At 44.0% G+C, this 18,852-nt stretch carries 22 protein-coding genes and 3 tRNA genes; 11 read left to right on the forward strand and 14 right to left on the reverse strand.

The features are described from left to right. The first annotated feature begins 10 nt into the window (after positions 1–10). Complete coding sequence (locus tag FD961_RS04515) at positions 11–493, forward strand: PaaI family thioesterase (protein ID WP_071465790.1); 483 nt, start codon at positions 11–13, stop codon at positions 491–493. 13 nt (positions 494–506) lie between these two features. Here FD961_RS04515 and FD961_RS04520 read toward each other — a convergent pair whose 3' ends face one another. Both FD961_RS04520 and FD961_RS04525 read right to left on the reverse strand, forming a co-directional pair. Continuing rightward, entirely contained in the window at positions 507–1,364 is an 858-nt protein-coding gene (locus FD961_RS04520) for an NRDE family protein (RefSeq protein WP_071465789.1), read from the reverse strand. A gap of 14 nt (positions 1,365–1,378) precedes the next feature. Continuing rightward, positions 1,379–2,383, reverse strand: coding sequence for a folate-binding protein YgfZ (locus FD961_RS04525; RefSeq protein ID WP_215394269.1), 1,005 nt, complete (start codon positions 2,381–2,383; stop codon positions 1,379–1,381). A 20-nt stretch (positions 2,384–2,403) separates the two neighbouring features. On the opposite strand from FD961_RS04525, the gene mltG reads away from it, so the two are divergent. The 6 genes from mltG (at position 2,404) to FD961_RS04555 (ending at position 7,359) form a co-directional block, all read left to right on the forward strand. Continuing rightward, positions 2,404–3,471, forward strand: coding sequence for an endolytic transglycosylase MltG (gene mltG / locus FD961_RS04530; RefSeq protein WP_215394270.1), 1,068 nt, complete (start codon positions 2,404–2,406; stop codon positions 3,469–3,471). A gap of 1 nt (position 3,472) precedes the next feature. After that, positions 3,473–4,108: a dTMP kinase gene (gene tmk / locus FD961_RS04535; protein ID WP_215394271.1), complete on the forward strand. Its 636-nt coding sequence runs from the start codon at positions 3,473–3,475 to the stop codon at positions 4,106–4,108. Next, a complete protein-coding gene (locus FD961_RS04540) occupies positions 4,109–5,254 on the forward strand; it encodes a DNA polymerase III subunit delta' (protein WP_251371332.1) in 1,146 nt (381 codons plus the stop codon). A 2-nt stretch (positions 5,255–5,256) separates the two neighbouring features. After that, the gene (locus FD961_RS04545) at positions 5,257–6,048 is read left to right on the forward strand and encodes a TatD family hydrolase (RefSeq protein WP_215394272.1); all 792 of its coding nucleotides are present in this window, start codon (positions 5,257–5,259) and stop codon (positions 6,046–6,048) included. Then, a complete protein-coding gene (locus FD961_RS04550) occupies positions 6,048–6,755 on the forward strand; it encodes an ankyrin repeat domain-containing protein (protein ID WP_215394273.1) in 708 nt (235 codons plus the stop codon). The genes FD961_RS04545 and FD961_RS04550 overlap by 1 nt, the downstream gene beginning before the upstream one ends. Positions 6,756–6,831: 76 nt before the next feature. Continuing rightward, entirely contained in the window at positions 6,832–7,359 is a 528-nt protein-coding gene (locus tag FD961_RS04555; protein WP_071465783.1) for an ion channel, read from the forward strand. Here FD961_RS04555 and FD961_RS04560 read toward each other — a convergent pair. The 5 genes from FD961_RS04560 to hyi form a co-directional block, all read right to left on the reverse strand. Next, complete coding sequence (locus FD961_RS04560) at positions 7,356–8,153, reverse strand: DUF3108 domain-containing protein (RefSeq protein WP_251371333.1); 798 nt, start codon at positions 8,151–8,153, stop codon at positions 7,356–7,358. The two genes, FD961_RS04555 and FD961_RS04560, sit on opposite strands and share 4 nt — an antisense overlap. A 206-nt stretch (positions 8,154–8,359) precedes the next feature. After that, positions 8,360–8,929: an HNH endonuclease gene (locus FD961_RS04565; protein ID WP_371817162.1), complete on the reverse strand. Its 570-nt coding sequence runs from the start codon at positions 8,927–8,929 to the stop codon at positions 8,360–8,362. Between the two features lie 84 nt (positions 8,930–9,013). Next, a complete protein-coding gene (locus FD961_RS04570; RefSeq protein WP_215394274.1) occupies positions 9,014–9,604 on the reverse strand; it encodes a YqiA/YcfP family alpha/beta fold hydrolase in 591 nt (196 codons plus the stop codon). Between the two features lie 15 nt (positions 9,605–9,619). Then, positions 9,620–10,519 carry a 2-hydroxy-3-oxopropionate reductase gene (glxR, locus tag FD961_RS04575; protein WP_215394275.1) on the reverse strand — a complete coding sequence of 300 codons (900 nt, stop codon included), beginning with the start codon at positions 10,517–10,519 and terminating at the stop codon, positions 9,620–9,622. A 23-nt stretch (positions 10,520–10,542) separates the two neighbouring features. Continuing rightward, positions 10,543–11,322: a hydroxypyruvate isomerase gene (hyi, locus tag FD961_RS04580; protein WP_215394276.1), complete on the reverse strand. Its 780-nt coding sequence runs from the start codon at positions 11,320–11,322 to the stop codon at positions 10,543–10,545. A gap of 145 nt (positions 11,323–11,467) precedes the next feature. On the opposite strand from hyi, the gene FD961_RS04585 reads away from it, so the two are divergent. Then, the gene (locus FD961_RS04585; protein WP_251371334.1) at positions 11,468–12,076 is read left to right on the forward strand and encodes a hypothetical protein; all 609 of its coding nucleotides are present in this window, start codon (positions 11,468–11,470) and stop codon (positions 12,074–12,076) included. A gap of 9 nt (positions 12,077–12,085) precedes the next feature. Further along, entirely contained in the window at positions 12,086–12,916 is an 831-nt protein-coding gene (locus FD961_RS04590) for a M48 family metallopeptidase (protein WP_215394277.1), read from the forward strand. 33 nt (positions 12,917–12,949) lie between these two features. Here FD961_RS04590 and FD961_RS04595 read toward each other — a convergent pair whose 3' ends face one another. Beyond that, positions 12,950–13,426, reverse strand: coding sequence for a DUF4118 domain-containing protein (locus tag FD961_RS04595; protein WP_215394278.1), 477 nt, complete (start codon positions 13,424–13,426; stop codon positions 12,950–12,952). A gap of 98 nt (positions 13,427–13,524) precedes the next feature. On the opposite strand from FD961_RS04595, the gene FD961_RS04600 reads away from it, so the two are divergent. After that, positions 13,525–14,337 carry a carboxylesterase gene (locus FD961_RS04600; protein WP_215394279.1) on the forward strand — a complete coding sequence of 271 codons (813 nt, stop codon included), beginning with the start codon at positions 13,525–13,527 and terminating at the stop codon, positions 14,335–14,337. Positions 14,338–14,382: 45 nt separating this feature from the next. On the opposite strand, the gene FD961_RS04605 is transcribed toward FD961_RS04600, so the two are convergent. The 4 genes from FD961_RS04605 to gltX form a co-directional block, all read right to left on the reverse strand. Next, positions 14,383–14,459: transfer RNA gene (locus FD961_RS04605), tRNA-Asp, on the reverse strand. A 42-nt stretch (positions 14,460–14,501) separates the two neighbouring features. Continuing rightward, a tRNA-Glu gene (locus FD961_RS04610) sits at positions 14,502–14,577 on the reverse strand. A 34-nt stretch (positions 14,578–14,611) separates the two neighbouring features. Next, positions 14,612–14,687: transfer RNA gene (locus FD961_RS04615), tRNA-Ala, on the reverse strand. Between the two features lie 78 nt (positions 14,688–14,765). Then, complete coding sequence (gene gltX / locus FD961_RS04620) at positions 14,766–16,163, reverse strand: glutamate--tRNA ligase (protein WP_215394280.1); 1,398 nt, start codon at positions 16,161–16,163, stop codon at positions 14,766–14,768. A gap of 64 nt (positions 16,164–16,227) precedes the next feature. On the opposite strand from gltX, the gene FD961_RS04625 reads away from it, so the two are divergent. Further along, entirely contained in the window at positions 16,228–17,193 is a 966-nt protein-coding gene (locus FD961_RS04625; protein WP_215394281.1) for an Hsp33 family molecular chaperone HslO, read from the forward strand. A 5-nt stretch (positions 17,194–17,198) separates the two neighbouring features. Here the strand turns inward: FD961_RS04625 and ftsB are convergent, their stop codons facing one another. Both ftsB and eno read right to left on the reverse strand, forming a co-directional pair. Continuing rightward, positions 17,199–17,504: a cell division protein FtsB gene (gene ftsB, locus FD961_RS04630; protein ID WP_071465770.1), complete on the reverse strand. Its 306-nt coding sequence runs from the start codon at positions 17,502–17,504 to the stop codon at positions 17,199–17,201. 19 nt (positions 17,505–17,523) lie between these two features. Continuing rightward, positions 17,524–18,810, reverse strand: coding sequence for a phosphopyruvate hydratase (gene eno, locus FD961_RS04635; RefSeq protein WP_215394282.1), 1,287 nt, complete (start codon positions 18,808–18,810; stop codon positions 17,524–17,526). Positions 18,811–18,852: the final 42 nt, after the last annotated feature.

Raw genomic sequence — 18,852 nt, forward strand, 5'->3', positions numbered from 1 at the left:
AAATCGAGTAATGAATAAACATGTCCAAATCAATCCACAGACACAACTCGCTAATTTAGGTGAGGAATTAAATGTTCCATTTCTGAAGCTTTTAGGCGTTCGCTTCTTAAGTGCTGAGATGGGTAAAGGAGAAATTCTTCTTGCGCTCAAACCGGAGCATACCAATACCTGGGCGGTGGCGCATGGCGGTGTTTTATTGACATTGATGGATGTAGCAATGGCAGTAGCGGCTCGTTCGGGAGACCCAAGCGATCGCAGCGTAGTAACGATTGAATTAAAGAATAATTTTATGCAAGCGGCCAATGGCGTTTTGCGAGTGAAGGCTGATACTGTACGTAGAACAGCAACTATGGCATTTTGTGAGGCAAAGCTCTATAACGACCAAGGTGAGATCTGTTGTATGGCAACGGGAACCTTCCAGTTCATTAAGCGCTTACCAACACGTGATGCTAGTGGTGAGCGGGTTGTGAACGAGGATCTTCGCTCTAAATAAACTGAGCAGCTTATTAAACCGAGAGATTTGAGCCTGAAGCAGCACTGAGGGCGCCCGTGATTACATCATGGCCAACAGCACCATTTGCATCAAAGCGCCGCTCAACCATTTCAAAATGGCCATCTTTACGAACCCGCAGCACTGTACTTGAGCGTGTTCCATAGGATGGAGTTTTAATAAAAGCAGGCGATAAAGCCTTTTCCCATTCCTTGCTCACGCCAGTGCTCGGTAGCTCATGATCGCTAGCATGATGTGTATCCGCTAACACCTTAAGATATTGGTCTGCACTTTTCAGCTGGCCATGATCCATGGCCAATACTTGTGCAAAAGCTGCCACTCGATGATTCACCTTAGGCCATGGTGTATCAAGCATTGCATTAGATAATCCATAGACACCAGCGGCTAAAGGTGCGGGTGGGTAAATTTTACGAGGGCGAATGTTTTGCCCCATCAACATGCGATTACTGATCCAATGCATTTCCGCATTTGCAGGATCACTTAGATCAGCCATCAACATATTGAAACCGTTATAAAGGCCAAACCGTTTTGAATTTTCTTGGACAAATTCAGCAGGTTTATCTTTACTAGTTAGGTACATTAAGGAAAGCTCGCCACGGGTTCTGGCATCCGGATTTTTTTCGCTGGGCGCACGAACATTGGTCAAAGCAGCAAACTTTCCGGTCTTAGTAAAACCTAACCAAGTGCCGGGACTGCCTAATACATCTGCGCGATCTCTACCGGCAAGCACATGCGGGTGTTCTGGCCAATAGGCAACACCTTCAGTATCACGCTCATAAAACTCGTCACGATTAGCTGCTACTACTAAAGAGTAGTCGGGGTGTGAGTTCCATGCGAAAAGAATGAGGCACATAAATAGGGATTTGCTTAAATTTCGATCAATGGATAAGGCAATGAATCTATTTTTAACACAGGTCCTTGAGCGCTCCCCAAATGAACCTCTCCACTTTCAATAGCCTCTAATTTGCATTCAATTTGAAGGTCAACTCTATTGGGCTGGCTTGGGTTTGAGGCTGATAAAACAACCATCCCCGCCGGTTGAGCAGCGTCAGCGCTATGGAAAATTTCTGTGCCAGGCTGAGCTAATAACGGATCTAGATCAACATCAGAGGTGTGCGCTAAAAATAGACGTCTTTTTATGGCCCCACGATATTGACTACGAGCCACAATTTCTTGTCCAGGGTAACAACCTTTTTTGAAATCTACACCAGCTACAGATTCAAAGTTAATCATTTGCGGCACAAATTGTTCTTGAGTTGCTAAAACGATGCGGGGAATTCCGCTTAGTACCTCAAGGTCATTGAACATATCGAAGGCTGAATTTTCATGAGCTACCAATTCAGTAGTTTTCTGTTGGGCGATTAGTACACGACCATAGGAGAGATCATGAACGAGAACATTGGGTAAACGCAAAGCAATCTGTTGGTCATGTACAGCTAAGGTATCAATTTCAACATCAGCGCCATAAAAGGATGATATTTCCCACTGCTCAGTTACATCAATAACCTTGACCTTAGATCGCAAGACATACATGGATAGCCGTTTTGCAGTGCTAGCGGCAATATCCTTAGAAATAAATAATGCAAAACGATCATCGGCAGACTGTTCCGTAGGCACCAGAGCCAGCCAAGCGCTTGCAAGCAATCTGCCTTTAGGGCTGCAATAGCCAACGAGCCTAACTGAAGTGCTTCCTTGTGCAATCTGAGGTGAAAAGGTTCGCTTCAAGCCCTGGACTGAATTAGTCAGTTGATTTTGCAGAAAACTTGCTGCATCAGGACCCTCCACAAGGATCAAGCCCCACTGGGGTAAAAGGCTGAGTCCAGAAGAGGGGATTGCCCCTTGAATTGGCGTATTTTGCTTAGTCTGTGTCATGTCCCTTTTATCATAGCCTGATGCGCAGAAAAATTCAGGGGAGATCCCTTTTCACAAAGAAAAAAGCTAAGGGCCTTGGACTGTTTTCCTACTTATTGGGGGCCATTGTCTTTTTGCTGGTCTTTTATGCAGCGATTTTTCTGTTGCCAGTAGTACCGATTAAATCGAATACACAAGATTTAACTACTTATAAAGTGAAGATTGCCGCCCAATCTGGTCTGGCAAGTATTGCCCAACAACTGCAAGAGCAGGGCTTGTCTACTTATATGATTCCATTTCAGATCAGCGCCCGAATTCTATTTGTGGGTTCGAAATTAAAGCCAGGAACATATTTACTTCCTACAGGTTCAAGCCTAGGAAAAATTTTGCTCCAAATTGCCCGCGGTGATCGCGTACGAGAAAATATTGCCATTATTCCTGGAATGACGATTTGGCAACTGAGAGCTGTGGTTGACTCTCATCCTGCGTTAGTTCACCAAACAAGGGGGATGAGTTCTAGAGCACTCCTGCAAAGTTTGAATCTCAATTATCCAAGCGATGAGGGAATTTTCCTCCCAGATACCTATGTATTTGATCCCGATGAGCCCGATATCAATATCTACCGTCGAGCATCCCAGGCAATGCAAAAGCAGCTATCTCAGGCATGGGGGGAGAGACAAGCCTCATTACCCCTCAAATCCCCGTACGAATTGCTTATTTTGGCTTCCGTTATTGAAAAAGAGACCGGGCACCCAAGTGACCGCCCCCTTATAGCTGCCGTCTTTTTAAACCGTATAGCTAAAGGCATGATGCTGCAGACAGATCCAACCGTTATTTATGGCTTAGGACCTAAATTTGACGGTAATTTACGCAAGGCAGATCTTCGCAAAGATAGTCCCTACAATACCTATATGCACAAAGGATTGCCACCGACCCCAATATCAATGCCTGGCAAAGAATCAATTCAGGCAGCTATTCATCCAGCACAAAGCAATGCTTTATTTTTTGTAGCAAGAGGTGATGGCAGTAGTCACTTTTCTGCAACCTTAAGCGAGCATGAATCCGCAGTGGATCGATATCAACGTAAATTAGCACCGAAATCCAACTAATATGAGCTCAACTCCAGGTTATTTCATTAGCTTTGAAGGTATTGATGGTGCAGGTAAGAGCACTCATATCGACTCCTTTTGCAAATTGATGCAATCTCGTTTTCCAGAGCGTGGGGTAGTTATGACGCGCGAACCTGGTGGCACACCATTAGGTGAGCAATTGCGTGGTTTGTTATTAGACGCCCCCATGAATTTAGAAACAGAAGCCTTACTCATGTTTGCTGCTCGGCGCGAACATATAGCGCAAGTGATAGATCCTGCATTGCAAACAGGAAAGATCGTTATCTCTGACCGCTTTACTGACGCGAGCTTTGCTTACCAAGGGGGCGGGCGGGGATTAAGTATTTCCAAATTAAATGAACTAGAAAAATGGGTACAAGGGCGAACGGATGGAACGTTACTGCAGCCGAATTTGACGATTCTGTTTGACTTACCCAGTGAAATTGCAGAAGCGCGGAGATCTAAAGTTCGCACCCCGGATAAATTTGAAAAAATGGATTTGAATTTTTTTGAAAAGGTGCGTCAAGAGTATTTGCGCCGTGCCAAAGCTGATCCAAATCGCTTTTATTTAGTTGACGCAACCAAAACTCCCGATGAGATTTGGGGCGGCCTACAAGACATCGATATCAAACTCTAAATGATGGATTTGACGCTAACTCCTGAACAAAAAAGTCCTGTTGCGCCTTGGCTTAAACCCTTATGGGATAGCTTGGACTTTGATCAGATCCCCAATGCAATTTTGCTGCATGGTCAATCTGGGATTGGTAAATTTGCCTTTGCTCTTGAACTGGCCAAGGCCTTGGTTTGCGAGACAACCCCTGGTTCAGCAAAGCCATGCAACCGCTGCGAAGCTTGTCATTGGTTTAACACCGCAAATCATCCAGACTTCATAGCTCTCATCCCCGAAACCCATCGTAAATTCTTGCCACAGGCTGATTACGAGGCAGATGAAGTACCAAAAAAAGGCAAGACTGCGCGAGATGACTCCGAAGGGGAAGCCAGCGAGAGAAAAGAAAAGAAAAATATCTCCATCGAAGAAACACGCAATGCCATTGAAAGTCTCTCAATAGGGTCTCATCGAGGTGGAAATCGTGTGATCTTGATTTACCCACTGGAGATGCTGCGCTCAGATTCAGCAAATACATTGCTTAAATCACTAGAAGAGCCTCCTGCAAATACCATTTTCATTCTTTTAGCAGATCGTGTTGATCGTGTTTTACCTACTATTCGTTCACGCTGCCGATTATTGACAGCACCGCGCCCAGACCGTGAGCAAGGTTTAGCTTGGCTGAAATCACAATTACACTCCATAGCAGGTATTAAGGTTACCGATGCTGATGTTGAAACAATTTATGACGAGCAGGGTGGGGCCCCGTATTCCGTATTAGATTCTTTAATCGCCAGGCACAACAAGGACGATAAAGACGAATTAACAATCTCTATTGCTGCCTCACGTTACTTGCTTCAATCTATGGCTCAGGGTGGTCGCATCTCTTGGTTAGATGCGGCCGAGAAAATTCATAAAGCGCAATATTCATTCCTGTTGGCCACAATGCAACGCTGGACTTCAGACCTTCAAGTTGTATCTCAAGGTGGTAGCCCTCGTTATTACCCTAAGCATATTTCAACACTCAAAGGTCTCTCACAAACAGCTCGGATTCAAAAACTTCTGCAATTTTGGACGTCCCTTATCCAGGCGCGACGAACTGAAAATCATCCCTTAGCTAGCCGCATACAGCTAGAGGCATTACTTGCTCAGTATCAGCAGGTTTTTGAAAGCTAGCCATGTTTATTGACTCACACTGCCACCTTGATTTCCCAGAATTTCAATCACGTCTCCCTGAAGTTTTGGCAAATATGAAATCCTGCAAAGTAAGTCATGCACTTTGTGTTTCCGTAGATCTTCCAGACTTTCCTAATGTTCTTAAATTAGCCCAAGACTACGATCATCTTTACGCATCCGTGGGCGTACATCCAGATTACGAAGACACCCCCGAACCAAGCCTCGAATTCTTGGTTGATACCGCAACTAAGCACCCTAAGATCATTGCGATCGGCGAGACTGGCTTGGATTACTTCCGCATGGGTGAGCGCAGCTATGAATCCATGGAATGGCAAAGAGAGCGCTTCAGGGTACATATTCGCGCTGCGCTTGCGAGTAAAAAGCCACTCATTATTCATACTCGGTCAGCATCAGAAGACACCATCAAAATTCTCCAAGAGGAGGGCGCTGCTGCCATTGGTGGGGTGATGCATTGCTTTACCGAAAGTTTGGATGTCGCTCGTAAAGCGATGGATTTGGGCTTTTACATCTCTTTCTCAGGAATCGTAACCTTCAAGAGCGCTAAAGATCTTCAGGAAACCTGTAAGCAAGTCCCACTTGATCGAATGTTAATTGAGACGGATTCACCCTATTTAGCCCCCATTCCGTATCGCGGCAAAACCAATGAACCAGCCTGGGTTTCCAAGGTTGGAGAATTCATTTCCAATCTAAAGGATGTTTCAGTTGAGGAATTAGCCTCTATAACAACAAGCAATTTTCATCAATGTTTTCAATTAGATAGAAAGTATTCATAATGCAATATATGAATATAAAACATTGTATTTTGGTCCTTGTGGCCTCTGTTTCAATACCTGTATTTGCCCAAACAGCAGCTCAGATTGCTGGTTTCACAAAAGCGGCAAAGTTTGATGACTTATCTGAGGTTAAGAACCTGGTTTCTAAGGGTGTTAGCCCCAATACAGTTGATCCCACAGGTGATCCTATGTTGGTAGTGGCTATTAGGGATAAATCAATGAGAGTTACTGAATATCTCCTGAATAGTAAAAATATTGACGTTGATTTATCCAATAAATATGGTGAAACGCCTCTAATGATTGCCTCAATCAATGGCGATTTACCTATAGTAAAGGCCTTAGTTCTTGAAAAAAATGCTCGTGTAGACCACATTGCATGGACTCCGTTGCATTACGCCTGTACAAAAGGTCATTTAGAGGTGGCTCAGTTTCTGGTTGCCAATGGTGCATCCGTTGATTCCGCAAGCCTAAACGGCACAACACCATTAATGATGGCAGTTCAGTCAGGAAACGAAGAGTTAATTAAGTTTCTTTTAGATAAAGGCGCAGACCTACGTATTCGTAATTCAAATGGTTTATCGGCCATTGATGTAGCACTTATCTATGAAAAGCCATGGATAGCAACCGCCTTGAAATCACGCTGGCAAAAGCTATATAAAGAACCGTATCCAGGGGCTAAAGGTCCCATTCCTACAAAAGCCTCATAAATACTATTTGCGTATAATCATTATTATGTCAAATAAGATATTGATCCAATCCTTATTCATTTCATAAGATACCCTCATGCCTCTATTTGATCTATTCCGTAATGCTGACCTACCCAGCTTCTCAACACTAGTTGGTGAGATTAATGCCGATATGGGAAATGGACAGATTTGGGTCATGGTTGTTTCTGCTTGCCTAATGTTGGCGATCCACGCTGTAGCGGTATTGGCTATTGCTGGAGCATTTCACGTCATTGACGGCGCAATGACAAGACGCCGCATCATTGGTGGTAGCTTCCTGTCTTATTTCATTGCAATCCTATTGGTAATTGCTATCCACTTATCCGAAATTGTAGTTTGGGCCTATATTTGTGTTGCCCTTAAGGTATTCCCAACAAACCCACAGACTTTTTACTTTGCTGGCGAAATGTACACCACGGTTGGTTATGGTGATTACAAGCTATCTGAACAATGGCGAATATTGCCAATCATTATTTCTTTTTCAGGTATTTTTGCAGTCTCAATGTCTGGAGCAGCGCTTTATACAATGATGGGAGCTTTATTGAACCACCCAAACCAAAACCCTAAATCAGGGACAGGTTTCTAGGATTTAGACTCTATTGGCAATGGGTTCTTTTGCTTAAAAACCAACTCCAGCACTCGTCCATTCGATTCTAGAGACCGAATTCTGCCAGGGAGCCATTCGAGATCCTTGGAAAGCCAAATATCAACCTGGCGCTTATATGGATCGTTTTCTCGCTGCATTAAAGCGTAATGTCGATTTATAGCCACCCCAAGACTAGGCACGTCTTCATTAAGGGCTTCACCATAACTTTTAAATTGCCACATTTCTAAGGTGTTGTAATCAACTACTGGGATGGCACGTATGCTGCCAGCCTCATCAATCTTGCTGTCGCCATTCAATAAGGAAGCTAGCTGAAACATGAGGCTAAAGCGATCTTGAGTCCCGGGAATGATGTTAGGAGTAAAGTCCGGCTTTTCGGAAAAAAACATCTGCCCTGCTCCACTTCCATCACGATCAAATCGTGAATAACGTGGTGCTTTGGTACCGCGTTGCGACCAATAAATAGCGGGTGCCATTCCGTAGGCATCAACCGTTCCCCTGGATTCAAAAACAAAAGGACCAACAAATGCATATGGAATGTTCACATAGAGTCGATAGTTATTGCCTTCAACAATCCAATCAATCTCTCCGGTTTGATACTTTTGACCATCTACATAAGAGTCGTAATACAAAATTCCTGATTGAGGAAGCCTAAATGGAGCACCCTGTTGATTTCCTGGGGTGCCCTGCTCCGCTCCCGCATCTTGATCTTTAGTTTTTGATGCGTTGTGAGATTCACTTTCAATGAGGATTTTTTTCTTGCGTGTATTTGCCATTTGAATCTTCTTTGGCGGGTCAATCTTGAGCTCGGTCCTAATGATCAGATCCTCAGGTAATTCTGGATTACTGCCAAATGAAAAAAAGGGGATGCCAAAAAAAAGTATTAAATGCCCCAGCACCGATAGTAGCAAGGCGAAGAAAATAATCCGCAATGAATGCATGCGGATTATTGGGGCAAAGGTATGCGGCTTCAAAGAGGTCTTCAGGTATACACCTCAAGTAAGCGACTATTCTTGGGAAGATTGGCCGCCAAAAAATCCATCTGATCTGCCAAGATATTGCGGCCCCGCAAAATCATGTCTTCATAAAGACTAGGCATGTAAGGAGCATATAAAAGACCCATACCTGCTTGTTCAGGGGTGCGATTTCCCTTGCGTTGATTACAAGGCCTACATGAAATAACCAAGTTCATCCAAGAATATTGACCGCCACGGCTATTGGGAATGATGTGTTCTGCTTCCGCATGATTTTCATGAATGCTATCTCCACAGTAAGCGCAAAGTCCTCGATCACGTTTGAACAGTTTGTGCTTTGTAATTACTGGAACGACATCAAAGAGATTAATTCTAGATGTACCTTTAACAGCAATAATCGAATGCAACTCAATCAGGGATTGCATACCGCTTGCACGAGAAATGCCACCGCGCATTTTCATGATGGGATCGCCCAACGTCCATAGAACACTTCTATCGGCATACTGTTTAGTCGCCTCTTCAGCGTTAACCCAGCCCTGAGGGATTCCACCTGCGTCTAATTTCAAGATGCTCAGCACAAACTCTCCTTTCTAGATCGTTATCAACTGATATCGATCGTTTGGATCATCTTACAGAAGAAGCTTGAAGCAATCAATCAGGCATTAGGGAGTGGAAATAAACTCAATCACCTTAGGCAAATGATCTGCATAGTCGGCAATTCCATGATCGCTTCCCTCGAGCACTAGTTGGGCTCCACCTAAATAGAATTCAACCATTTCACGCCAGTCTAAAAGTTCATCACCTTTAGCTGCTATCAAAAAATATCGGTTTGGCTGCGATATTTTCTCTATTTGAAGCTCCTTCAGTTCATCGATATATTCTGGCTTGAAATCAAACGGTTCATCGCTATCGTAGGATGTCATTATGCCAACATGCGGGGCAAGCTCTCTCGCAGCGCGAACTGCTGGATTCAATACAACGCCTTTGCAGCCATATTTTTCAACTAGGTAGTTTGTATAAAAACCACCCAATGAAGAGCCGATGATGATCATTCGATCAGCCTTGGAGCGATCAATGTGAGCTGTCACCATATCCATACTTTCTTTTGGAGATGCTAGCAGCTGAGGGCAAAACCATTCGATTGGGTTTTCAGGTGTGGATAGCAGTTTAATAGCCTCACCTGTCATCACTGCCTTGCTTGAGCGAGGAGATGAACGAAAGCCATGCAGATAAACGAGAAGCGTTTTGGACATGATCAATAAGTGCCCTTAGGACTTCTGACCTACCTCAAAATTTGCCATCATTTCTAGAGCCTTGACCATGGCAGAGTGATCCCAGGATTTGCCGCCATGAGCAGAACAGGAGTTGAATAATTCTTGAGCAGTTGCCGTGTTAGGAAGTGATACACCCAAGGCTTTGGCGCTATTCAGAGCTAAATTCAAATCCTTCTGATGTAACTCAATCCGAAAGCCTGGGTCGAATGTGCGCTTGACCATACGCTCCCCATGAACCTCTAGTATTTTGGAGCCTGCAAAACCACCCATGAGTGCTTGACGCACTTTTGCTGGATCAGCTCCTGCTTTTGATGCAAAAAGGAGCGCTTCAGCTACAGCTTCAATATTTAAAGCAACAATAATTTGATTGGCCACCTTAGCCGTTTGCCCGTCACCGTTACCGCCAACTAAATTAATGTTTTTACCCATTAAATCAAGTACTGGCTTTACTTTATTAAATATAGCCTCATCTCCACCAACCATGATCGAGAGTGTGGCATTTTTGGCGCCGACTTCACCACCAGACACCGGAGCGTCTAAGTAATCGCAGCCTAAAGCATTAATTTTTTTAGCAAATTCTTTTGTAGCTATTGGAGAGATCGAGCTCATATCCACCACTACTTTTCCCTTGATAAGCCCCGCTGCAACCCCATTCTCACCAAACAAGACTTTTTCAACATCAGGTGTATCCGGTACCATCATAAAAATGATGTCAGCATTTTTTGCAACCTCACTAGATGTTACACACTGAACGGCTTTAGAGCTCGCCAGGTCAGCTGGCACTTTGCTACGAGTATTAATAAAAACCTGATGTCCGGCATTGATTAAATGGGTGGCCATGGGTGCGCCCATGATTCCCAATCCAATAAATCCCAGTTTTAAGTTGCTACTCATGTTGTCTCCAATATATAAATGATTTATGAATTAAGTTGCTTGATCCAGCCAAGGCCTGCTTCAGTATTTTCGGTAGGTTTGTATTCGCAACCAATCCAACCATGGTAGCCAATACGATCTAAAAACTTGAAAAGAAAGTGGTAGTTAATTTCACCTGTGCCTGGCTCATTACGTCCAGGGTTGTCTGCTAATTGAATATGGCCAATCTTCGACAAATTCTTTTCTATCGTATTAGCAAGCTCACCCTCCATACGTTGGGCGTGATAAATGTCATATTGCACAAGAAGATTATCAGCCCCTACCTCTGACAAAATATCAACTGCCTGTTTGGTGGTGTTCAAGTAGAAGCCGGGAATATCAAACGTATTAATTGGTTCGATCAGAAGTCGTAAGTTTGCTTTTTTGAGCTCTGACGCTGCATAGCGAAGATTCTCAACAAAAGTGGTATGCAATATTTTGCTCTCAACGCCTGTTGGGGCTTTACCGGCCAAACAATTGAGCTGATGAACGCCCAGTACTTTGGCGTACTCAATAGCCTTACTGACTCCCTGACGAAACTCATCAACACGGTCAGGGTGGGAAGCTATGCCGCGTTCCCCGGCATCCCAATCTCCAGCGGGAAGATTATGAAGCACGAGCTTGAGTTGATTTTGATCAAGCGCCTGCTTGATCTCGGCGGAAGAAAAAGGATAAGGAAACAAAAATTCAACTGCTTTGAATCCAGCTTTACCTGCCCGTTCAAAACGCTCCATAAATGGAACTTCATTAAACAGCATTGTTAAGTTAGCGGCAAATTGCGGCATTAGAAACCTCTATAAACTCAAAGAATTAAGGAGAATGTTAACAAATATGCCAATCCTCTCCTTGTTTGATCATTGAGCCGATGATGGTCAAAAATCAATAAAAGTAGGCTAATATAAGAAATAGCTACTTTTATAAATAAGGACCATGATGACCATCCAATTTACCAAACTCACCTTGGCTTTTGCAGCCAGCATCGTATGCGCATCTGCAGTGTTTGCTCAAGTAAACCCAACTCCCGCAACAAATAAGCCGATGGTGATTGATGCAGCGGCCGTAGACAATAGTTACCTGCTTTATGAGGGTGATGTTGTGAAGGTTGATAAAAAGACTCGTACCATTACTTTTAAGAATAAAGAAGGTGAATCCAAATTTGTTGCGGGTGCCGAAATCACTAATTTCGATCATATTAAAAAAGGTGACCACCTTAGCGTGACTTACCAGTTGGCCGTTGCAATTGAATTGGTTAAAACAAAGAGTGATGGTATCCGCTCTAAAGTTGAAACTAATACGGTAACGAAATCAAAATCTAGCGAAAAGCCATCTGAAACCATTGCTAATAAAACAACTATTACCGCAGATATCGTAGAAGTAAATCTAGATAAGAAATTGGTTTCTGTTAAGGGACCTAGTGGCAAGATCACAACTGTAGTGGTAAAAAACCCTGCACTATTATCTGATGTCAAAGTGGGTGAGCAGGTAAAGGTGATTTATTACGATGCTATGGCAGCCTCTATTACATCACCAAAAAAATAAGCGTATTTGATGGGTTTTACAGTAGCTTGCCTTAAGGTATTCATTAGTCTTTCGCTCTTAACACTGCTCTTGGCCTGCGCTAATACCACCAGATCAGGAGCAGTAGGCGTTAATAGATCGCAATTCATGTTGGCTTCCTCTTCAGAGGTTGACCGCCTTGCTGACATAAGCTTTAACGAGCAGAATCAAAAAGCTAAAGAGAAGAATGCACTAATCACCTCAGGACCTACATACGATCGATTGAAGATCATTTCTAATCGATTGATTTCACAAACTGGCATATTTCGAGACGATACTCGTCAATGGAATTGGCAATTGGTTTTGATTAATGCCAAAACCCTTAATGCCACATGCGCTCCTGGAGGGAAGATCACTTTCTACTCGGGGCTAATTGAACAGTTAGACCTGACTGACGATGAAATTGCTGCCATCATGGGCCATGAGATTGCGCATGCCCTTCGTGAACATGGTCGAGAGAGACTCTCTCAATCTATGGCTCAAAGCGCCATTACCAATATTGCAATGATGGCAGTTGGCGGATACGGCTTTGCAATCAGCGCAGCCAATCAGGCAGCTCAATACGTTTTGGTCTTACCTAATTCAAGGCAAAACGAGTCAGAGGCAGATGCAATCGGGTTAGAACTCGCAGCTAGGGCTGGTTACAACCCACAGGCTGCCATCAGCGTATGGCAAAAAATGATAAAAACCAATCAAGGTAAAGGCCCGCCAGAATTTCTATCTACTCACCCTTCTGGTGAAACCAGAATTGAGCAGTTGACGGAACTTATGCCAGCTGTTGAACCGCTTTATCAGGTAGCCCAAAAAACAAAAGCTAAATAAGATTGATAATCTCATTCAATCAAATACAGGCTACTAACTATTTGATTGATTCAATTTATTGGGGGCATTATTAACTAATTCACGAATTTTATTGTCACCCTCTACCATTAACTTAAAGCGTGATTCGCTGACCAAAAAAGCCATCTTTGCACTATATTGTTCTCGACGTAACCATTCAACTAAAAAACATACCAATAATGTGTAAGTTGCATATACAAAAAGAACCGAAATATCCCTGGTATCAATCACAGTAAATTCACCAAAGGGGGCTAAGAAGAAATACGAGATTAGAGGGATGCTAAGGGCTACCGACAATAAGGCAGGACCAGTGCCAAAGAAAAAGGCAATCACAATCGTATTAATTTGAAAAAAGAACAGGGGCAAAGCCTCATCGAATTGGGGGTGTAACGCAAACCGAACACCAAAAGCAAAAAAGACTCCAATAACAGCATTTAAGTAGCCTGCCGGTTTGTTGGAGCACCATCTATAGGCATTAAGATTATGTTTCATTGATTCCCTAGTCAGTGTATGCTTTAGAGATAAATACTATATTTGAGACAGTTTAAGAGATGCCATTTAGAAATACAAATGAAGACCTTAAAGAAAGCGTGACCATTCTACTACCGGGCCTAAATGGTGGCGGATTGGAGCTTGGGCAACTACCTACATTTCTGAACTCGAATGGATTCAATACTGTTATTCCAGATATTCAGGGCTATTTGCATGGATCCCCTGCTGGTGACTTCGAAAGCTGGATTAGCCAAGTTCATAATGTAATTGACCCACTAAGAAAACAGTACAAGACCATCAATTTAGCTGGTATTAGCATGGGATCCACTCTAGCACTTGCAGTTGCTTCTCAAAGAACGGACATCTCTTCCATTGCACTGCTTTCACCAGTACTCCGTTACGATGGATGGACTGTTCCATGGTATAGATTCTTATTGGATATCGCCTGTAATCTAGGGATTAGAAGCTGGGAATACTCTGAACGCGAACCTTTTGGCATCAAAAATCCCGATTTGCGCAGAAGAGTAAGGGATAAATTTAAAGCCCATGAACTTTCAGAGGTTGGTGCCCCGCTGATCACTGCGCAACATCTTTATGAGGCAAAAGGTCTCATGGCCTATGTCAGGAAAAATCTCGATACCATTACATCTAGGTTGTTAATTATTCAGTCTGTGGAGGACGATACATGCTCTGTTTGGTCTGCAGAACAGATATTGTCTAATGTTAAGTCTGATCTACGAAGGGCGATTTGGCTCGGCAATAGCTACCATATTGTTACGATTGATAATGAGCGTGAAATAGTTTTGAATGAAGTTTTGCGCTTTTTTGCTAGAGGTGCTGGAGGTAACCGAGGCATTGATAGCTATTACAACGATCTAAATCCAAAAGCCCTTCGTGAAAGATTGCTTTAATCTCAGGTAAAGAAAAGCCTCCCTGTTGGGAGGCTTTTTGATATTTGGCGGAACGGACGGGACTCGAACCCGCGACCCTCTGCGTGACAGGCAGATATTCTAACCAACTGAACTACCGCTCCAAATTACATCGAGTAAAACACTTTTACTGCAACCAAAATTATTGGCGTCCCCAGGGGGATTCGAACCCCCGTACTCACCGTGAAAGGGTGATGTCCTAGGCCTCTAGACGATGGGGACCTGGATACTACAAAACTGCTTTATTTTAAATGCTTGGTGGAGATAAGCGGGATCGAACCGCTGACCTCTTGCATGCCATGCAAGCGCTCTCCCAGCTGAGCTATACCCCCGAAATCTCGCAATAAAACTACAAGACACTCAAAACAATCCAAGATTTTATCCTATTTTTGTACAACTAAGCAAATTGGCTATGCGACCACCTTAGAAAGCCTGTTTACGGCCTCCTCTTTACCTATCACTACCAATACAGAATCAATGGCTGGGGTCTGTGTTGTTGCAAATAATGCATAGCGAACTGGCATGGCTAGCGCTGGCATTTTGATTTGATGGGCAGCTAAAACTTGCTTAAATGATGCCGCATAAGCTTCTTTAGTGGGTTCAGCGTTACGAATGGCTTCAATTAAATCTTTTAATGCAGGAATGATTGTCTGCGGAATATTTGCAGCAATCTGTTCCGCGTTTAATGTGGGTGCAGGCAAATAAAATAGCTTGGCTCCCTCTGCAATCTCAATCAAGGTATTCGCACGATCTTTTAGCAAGGCTACTACTTGAGTAAAGTTTGGGCCATTCTCAGTGTCAATGCCTAACTCATGAGCGAATGGCTTTGTAGCTTCAGCTAATTTGACAGGGTCTGCATTCTGAATGTATTGGTGATTTAGCCAAAGCAGCTTTTCGGGATTATGTTGAGCTGGTGATCTTCCTAGGCTGTCTAAATCAAACCAGTCTACAAACTGCTCTTTGGTAAATACTTCCGCATCACCATGTGACCAACCGAGACGAGCTAAATAATTCAAGATGGCTTCTGGTAGGTAACCTGATTTTTGATAGTCGCGCACACTCATTGCGCCATTGCGCTTACTCATCTTTTCACCAGCATCATTGAGAACTGTAGGAAGATGGGCGTATATAGGCGGCGTACCGCCTAAGGCCTTCATAATATTAATTTGTCGAGGAGTATTGTTCACATGATCATCCCCACGAATTACATGGCTGATTTGCATGTCTACATCATCTACGACAACGCAAAAGTTATAGGTTGGAGTGCCGTCTGGCCTTGCAATAACCAAGTCATCCAACTCATCATTTGAAATTTCTATACGACCTTTAACAGCATCCTCCCACACAACTGAGCCACCAATTGGATTCTTAAAACGAATCACCGGCAATACTCCCTCGGGAACGGGTGGCAATGCTTTGCCTGGCTCGGGTCTCCATAGTCCGTTATATCGCGGCTTTTCTTTATTAGCCATCTGTTGATCGCGGAGCTTATTCAGTTCATCCTCGCTCATGTAGCATGGGTATGCGAGACCGGAATCTAGCATTTGCTTGATTACCTCGCGATAACGATCAATCCGCTGCATTTGGTAGATTGGGCCTTCATCAATATCCATACCCAACCAAGCCATGCCTTCAATAATGACATCAACAGCCTCTTGAGTGGATCTCTCCACATCGGTATCCTCAATACGCAAGATAAAGTCGCCTTGATTATGCCGAGCAAAAGCCCAGGGATAAAGAGCGCTGCGTAGATTTCCCAGATGTATAAAGCCCGTGGGACTTGGGGCGAAACGTGTACGAATATGCATAGAAACTATTATCTCAGGTCAGGCAAATCGACAGTAAATTCAAAAAAAGTGGATACTTTCAACTATGAATGAATTACTTGTATTTGTGTGTGATGGCGCCCCGGTTCGCGGGGAAATTGTCTCCATTGGTTCCGCCTGGCAGGCTGTTTTGGAGCGTCGCAATGACCCCCCTGCTGTGAGGAAGATCCTGGGTGATTTTGTCGGTGCAGCGACCCTTTTAAGTGCCAGCCTTAAGTTTGATGGGACTTTAATCATTCAAGCTCAAAGCAAAGGCCCAATCCAACTACTCGTCGTGGAATGCAAATCCGATTTATCGATGCGAGCTACGGTAAAGCTCTCTGTAGATCAATCTGAAATCGCTGATAACGCCTCTTTAGGCGAGCTTCTGGATGCCAGTAACTCGGGCAGGCTCGTAATCACCTTAGACCCAGCAGATCGCGAACCAGGGCAACCGCCCTACCAGGGGATAGTTGCCCTTCAAGATCACCAAGGGGGGCTTATTAAACCCGTATCCAGTGCTGCCGAAGCCATTGCACTTTATATGCAAAATTCAGAGCAACTTGATACCCGGATTTGGCTTGCATCGAACGATAAAAACGTTGGCGGTTTATTGCTTCAGCGCCTTCCAAATTCCGGCGGGCATTCTCAGTTGGACCCTCAAGTTGCCGCTGAAGGCTGGTCGCGAATTCGAACCCTTGGCGAAACGATTACTGATGATGAGTTATTAACCTTGCCGCCAGATACCATTCTGCGTCGCTTATTTCTGGAAGAATCTACTCAGAATGGTGTTCGTAGCTTTCCGGCACGCCCTATTCGCTTTGCCTGCAGTTGCTCACGCAAAAAAGTTGCCGATGTTCTCAGAATGTTAGGTGAAGAAGAGGTTCAAAGTATCTTGGCAGAGCAAGGTGCCGTTGAAACGATCTGTGATTTCTGCGCCAAACCTTATCGATTTGATGCGGTTGATTGTCTGCAAGTATTTAAAACGGATTTATTAAGTGACGCTACCAGACCCCCATCTAGTGGCCACTGAGCAATTTACTGCTTTGTAGCAGGCGTTGTAGTAGATTTTTCTGCGGGCAATATTTGCACAAAGAATTCCCCCTCCTTGATTAGGCCGTGCTCAACACGAGCACGCTCCTCAATTGCTCGCGTACCGTCCTTTAAATCTTTTACATCACCCTCTAGCTTGGCATTTCGAAGCGCCAAGAGGCTATTCTTTGCCTCTTGGAGCTCTACCTGCTTCTCCATTTCATAGACCTTAAGCCACCCACCCTTACCCAACCAAAGTGGGTACTGGATTGCAATCAGCAATACCAGCATGGAGTAAATGACAATGCGCATAGCTCTTTAAGATGCTTACTTAACGCTTGAGGTTGTAAAAGACAGATTTACCTGGATAGGTAGCAACATCACCCAAATCTTCCTCAATTCGTAATAATTGATTGTATTTAGCAATTCGATCAGAGCGTGAAAGTGATCCAGTCTTAATTTGACCTGCATTTGTACCAACAGCGATATCAGCAATAGTGCTGTCTTCTGTTTCACCAGAGCGATGGGAAATTACCGCTGTGTAATTAGCGCGCTTTGCCATCTCAATAGCAGCAAAGGTTTCGGTCAAGGTGCCGATCTGATTAATCTTAATCAAGATGGAATTGGCAATACCTTTTTCAATGCCCTCTTTAAGAATGCGAGTGTTGGTCACAAATAGATCATCGCCTACCAATTGGATCTTCTTGCCTAACTTCTGAGTAATGTCAGCCCAACCATCCCAATCACTTTCGTGCATACCGTCTTCAATAGAGACGATCGGGAATTGATCGGCTAAATTGCCAAGATAGTCTGAGAATTCACTTGAGGATAGTTGTAAGCCTTCGCCAGAAAGATGGTATTTGCCGTCTTTATAGAACTCGCTAGCAGCGCAATCAAGAGCTAAGATAACGTCCTCGCCAGCTTGATATCCAGCGCCTTCAATCGCCTTCATGATCGTTTGTAAACACTCGTGATTACTCTTGAAGTTTGGCGCAAAGCCCCCTTCATCACCAACAGTCGTTGGCATTCCTTGCGCTCCAAGAATCTTTTTGAGTTCATGAAAGATTTCAGCGCCGCAACGCAAGGCATCGCGGAAGTTTTGAGCGCCAACCGGCATCACCATAAATTCTTGAATGTCTAAGCTGTTATTGGCATGAGCACCACCATTGACGATGTTCATCATTGGGACTGGTAGCTGCATACCACCAGAGCCGCCAAAGTAGCGATACAAAGGCAAACCCGCCTCTTCAGCTGCAGCCCTCGCAACGGCCATAGACACTGCCAAGGTAGCGTTCGCACCTAATCTTGCCTTGTTATGTGTGCCATCGAGCTCAATTAAGGTGTGATCTAAGAAAGCTTGTTCACTAGCATCTAAACCCAGAATTGTTTCAGCAATCTCTACATTGATGTTTTGAACGGCCTTCAAAACACCTTTACCTAAGTAGCGAGATTTATCCCCGTCACGTAATTCAATGGCTTCGCGTGAACCCGTCGAGGCACCGGATGGAACTGCGGCACGACCCATTACGCCTGATTCGAGCAATACGTCGCACTCTACAGTTGGATTTCCGCGTGAATCTAAAACTTCTCTACCGATGATGTCAACAATGGCGCTCATGCACCTTCTCCTTAAAACAATATGAAATGGGGTCTAACTCAA

The sequence above is a fragment of the Polynucleobacter sp. TSB-Sco08W16 genome, assembly GCF_018687455.1.
In the GTDB taxonomy this organism is placed as follows: Bacteria; Pseudomonadota; Gammaproteobacteria; order Burkholderiales; family Burkholderiaceae; genus Polynucleobacter.

Excerpts from the sequence above, each read along its gene's own strand:
- FD961_RS04515 (WP_071465790.1), top strand. The coding sequence starts at position 11 with ATGAATAAACATGTCCAAATCAATCCACAGACACAACTCGCTAATTTA.
- FD961_RS04520 (WP_071465789.1), bottom strand. The coding sequence starts at position 1,364 with ATGTGCCTCATTCTTTTCGCATGGAACTCACACCCCGACTACTCTTTA.
- FD961_RS04525 (WP_215394269.1), bottom strand. The coding sequence starts at position 2,383 with ATGACACAGACTAAGCAAAATACGCCAATTCAAGGGGCAATCCCCTCT.
- mltG (WP_215394270.1), top strand. The coding sequence starts at position 2,404 with ATGCGCAGAAAAATTCAGGGGAGATCCCTTTTCACAAAGAAAAAAGCT.
- tmk (WP_215394271.1), top strand. The coding sequence starts at position 3,473 with ATGAGCTCAACTCCAGGTTATTTCATTAGCTTTGAAGGTATTGATGGT.
- FD961_RS04540 (WP_251371332.1), top strand. The coding sequence starts at position 4,109 with ATGATGGATTTGACGCTAACTCCTGAACAAAAAAGTCCTGTTGCGCCT.
- FD961_RS04545 (WP_215394272.1), top strand. The coding sequence starts at position 5,257 with ATGTTTATTGACTCACACTGCCACCTTGATTTCCCAGAATTTCAATCA.
- FD961_RS04550 (WP_215394273.1), top strand. The coding sequence starts at position 6,048 with ATGCAATATATGAATATAAAACATTGTATTTTGGTCCTTGTGGCCTCT.
- FD961_RS04555 (WP_071465783.1), top strand. The coding sequence starts at position 6,832 with ATGCCTCTATTTGATCTATTCCGTAATGCTGACCTACCCAGCTTCTCA.
- FD961_RS04560 (WP_251371333.1), bottom strand. The coding sequence starts at position 8,153 with ATGGCAAATACACGCAAGAAAAAAATCCTCATTGAAAGTGAATCTCAC.
- FD961_RS04570 (WP_215394274.1), bottom strand. The coding sequence starts at position 9,604 with ATGTCCAAAACGCTTCTCGTTTATCTGCATGGCTTTCGTTCATCTCCT.
- glxR (WP_215394275.1), bottom strand. The coding sequence starts at position 10,519 with ATGAGTAGCAACTTAAAACTGGGATTTATTGGATTGGGAATCATGGGC.
- hyi (WP_215394276.1), bottom strand. The coding sequence starts at position 11,322 with ATGCCGCAATTTGCCGCTAACTTAACAATGCTGTTTAATGAAGTTCCA.
- FD961_RS04585 (WP_251371334.1), top strand. The coding sequence starts at position 11,468 with ATGATGACCATCCAATTTACCAAACTCACCTTGGCTTTTGCAGCCAGC.
- FD961_RS04590 (WP_215394277.1), top strand. The coding sequence starts at position 12,086 with ATGGGTTTTACAGTAGCTTGCCTTAAGGTATTCATTAGTCTTTCGCTC.
- FD961_RS04595 (WP_215394278.1), bottom strand. The coding sequence starts at position 13,426 with ATGAAACATAATCTTAATGCCTATAGATGGTGCTCCAACAAACCGGCA.
- gltX (WP_215394280.1), bottom strand. The coding sequence starts at position 16,163 with ATGCATATTCGTACACGTTTCGCCCCAAGTCCCACGGGCTTTATACAT.
- FD961_RS04625 (WP_215394281.1), top strand. The coding sequence starts at position 16,228 with ATGAATGAATTACTTGTATTTGTGTGTGATGGCGCCCCGGTTCGCGGG.
- ftsB (WP_071465770.1), bottom strand. The coding sequence starts at position 17,504 with ATGCGCATTGTCATTTACTCCATGCTGGTATTGCTGATTGCAATCCAG.
- eno (WP_215394282.1), bottom strand. The coding sequence starts at position 18,810 with ATGAGCGCCATTGTTGACATCATCGGTAGAGAAGTTTTAGATTCACGC.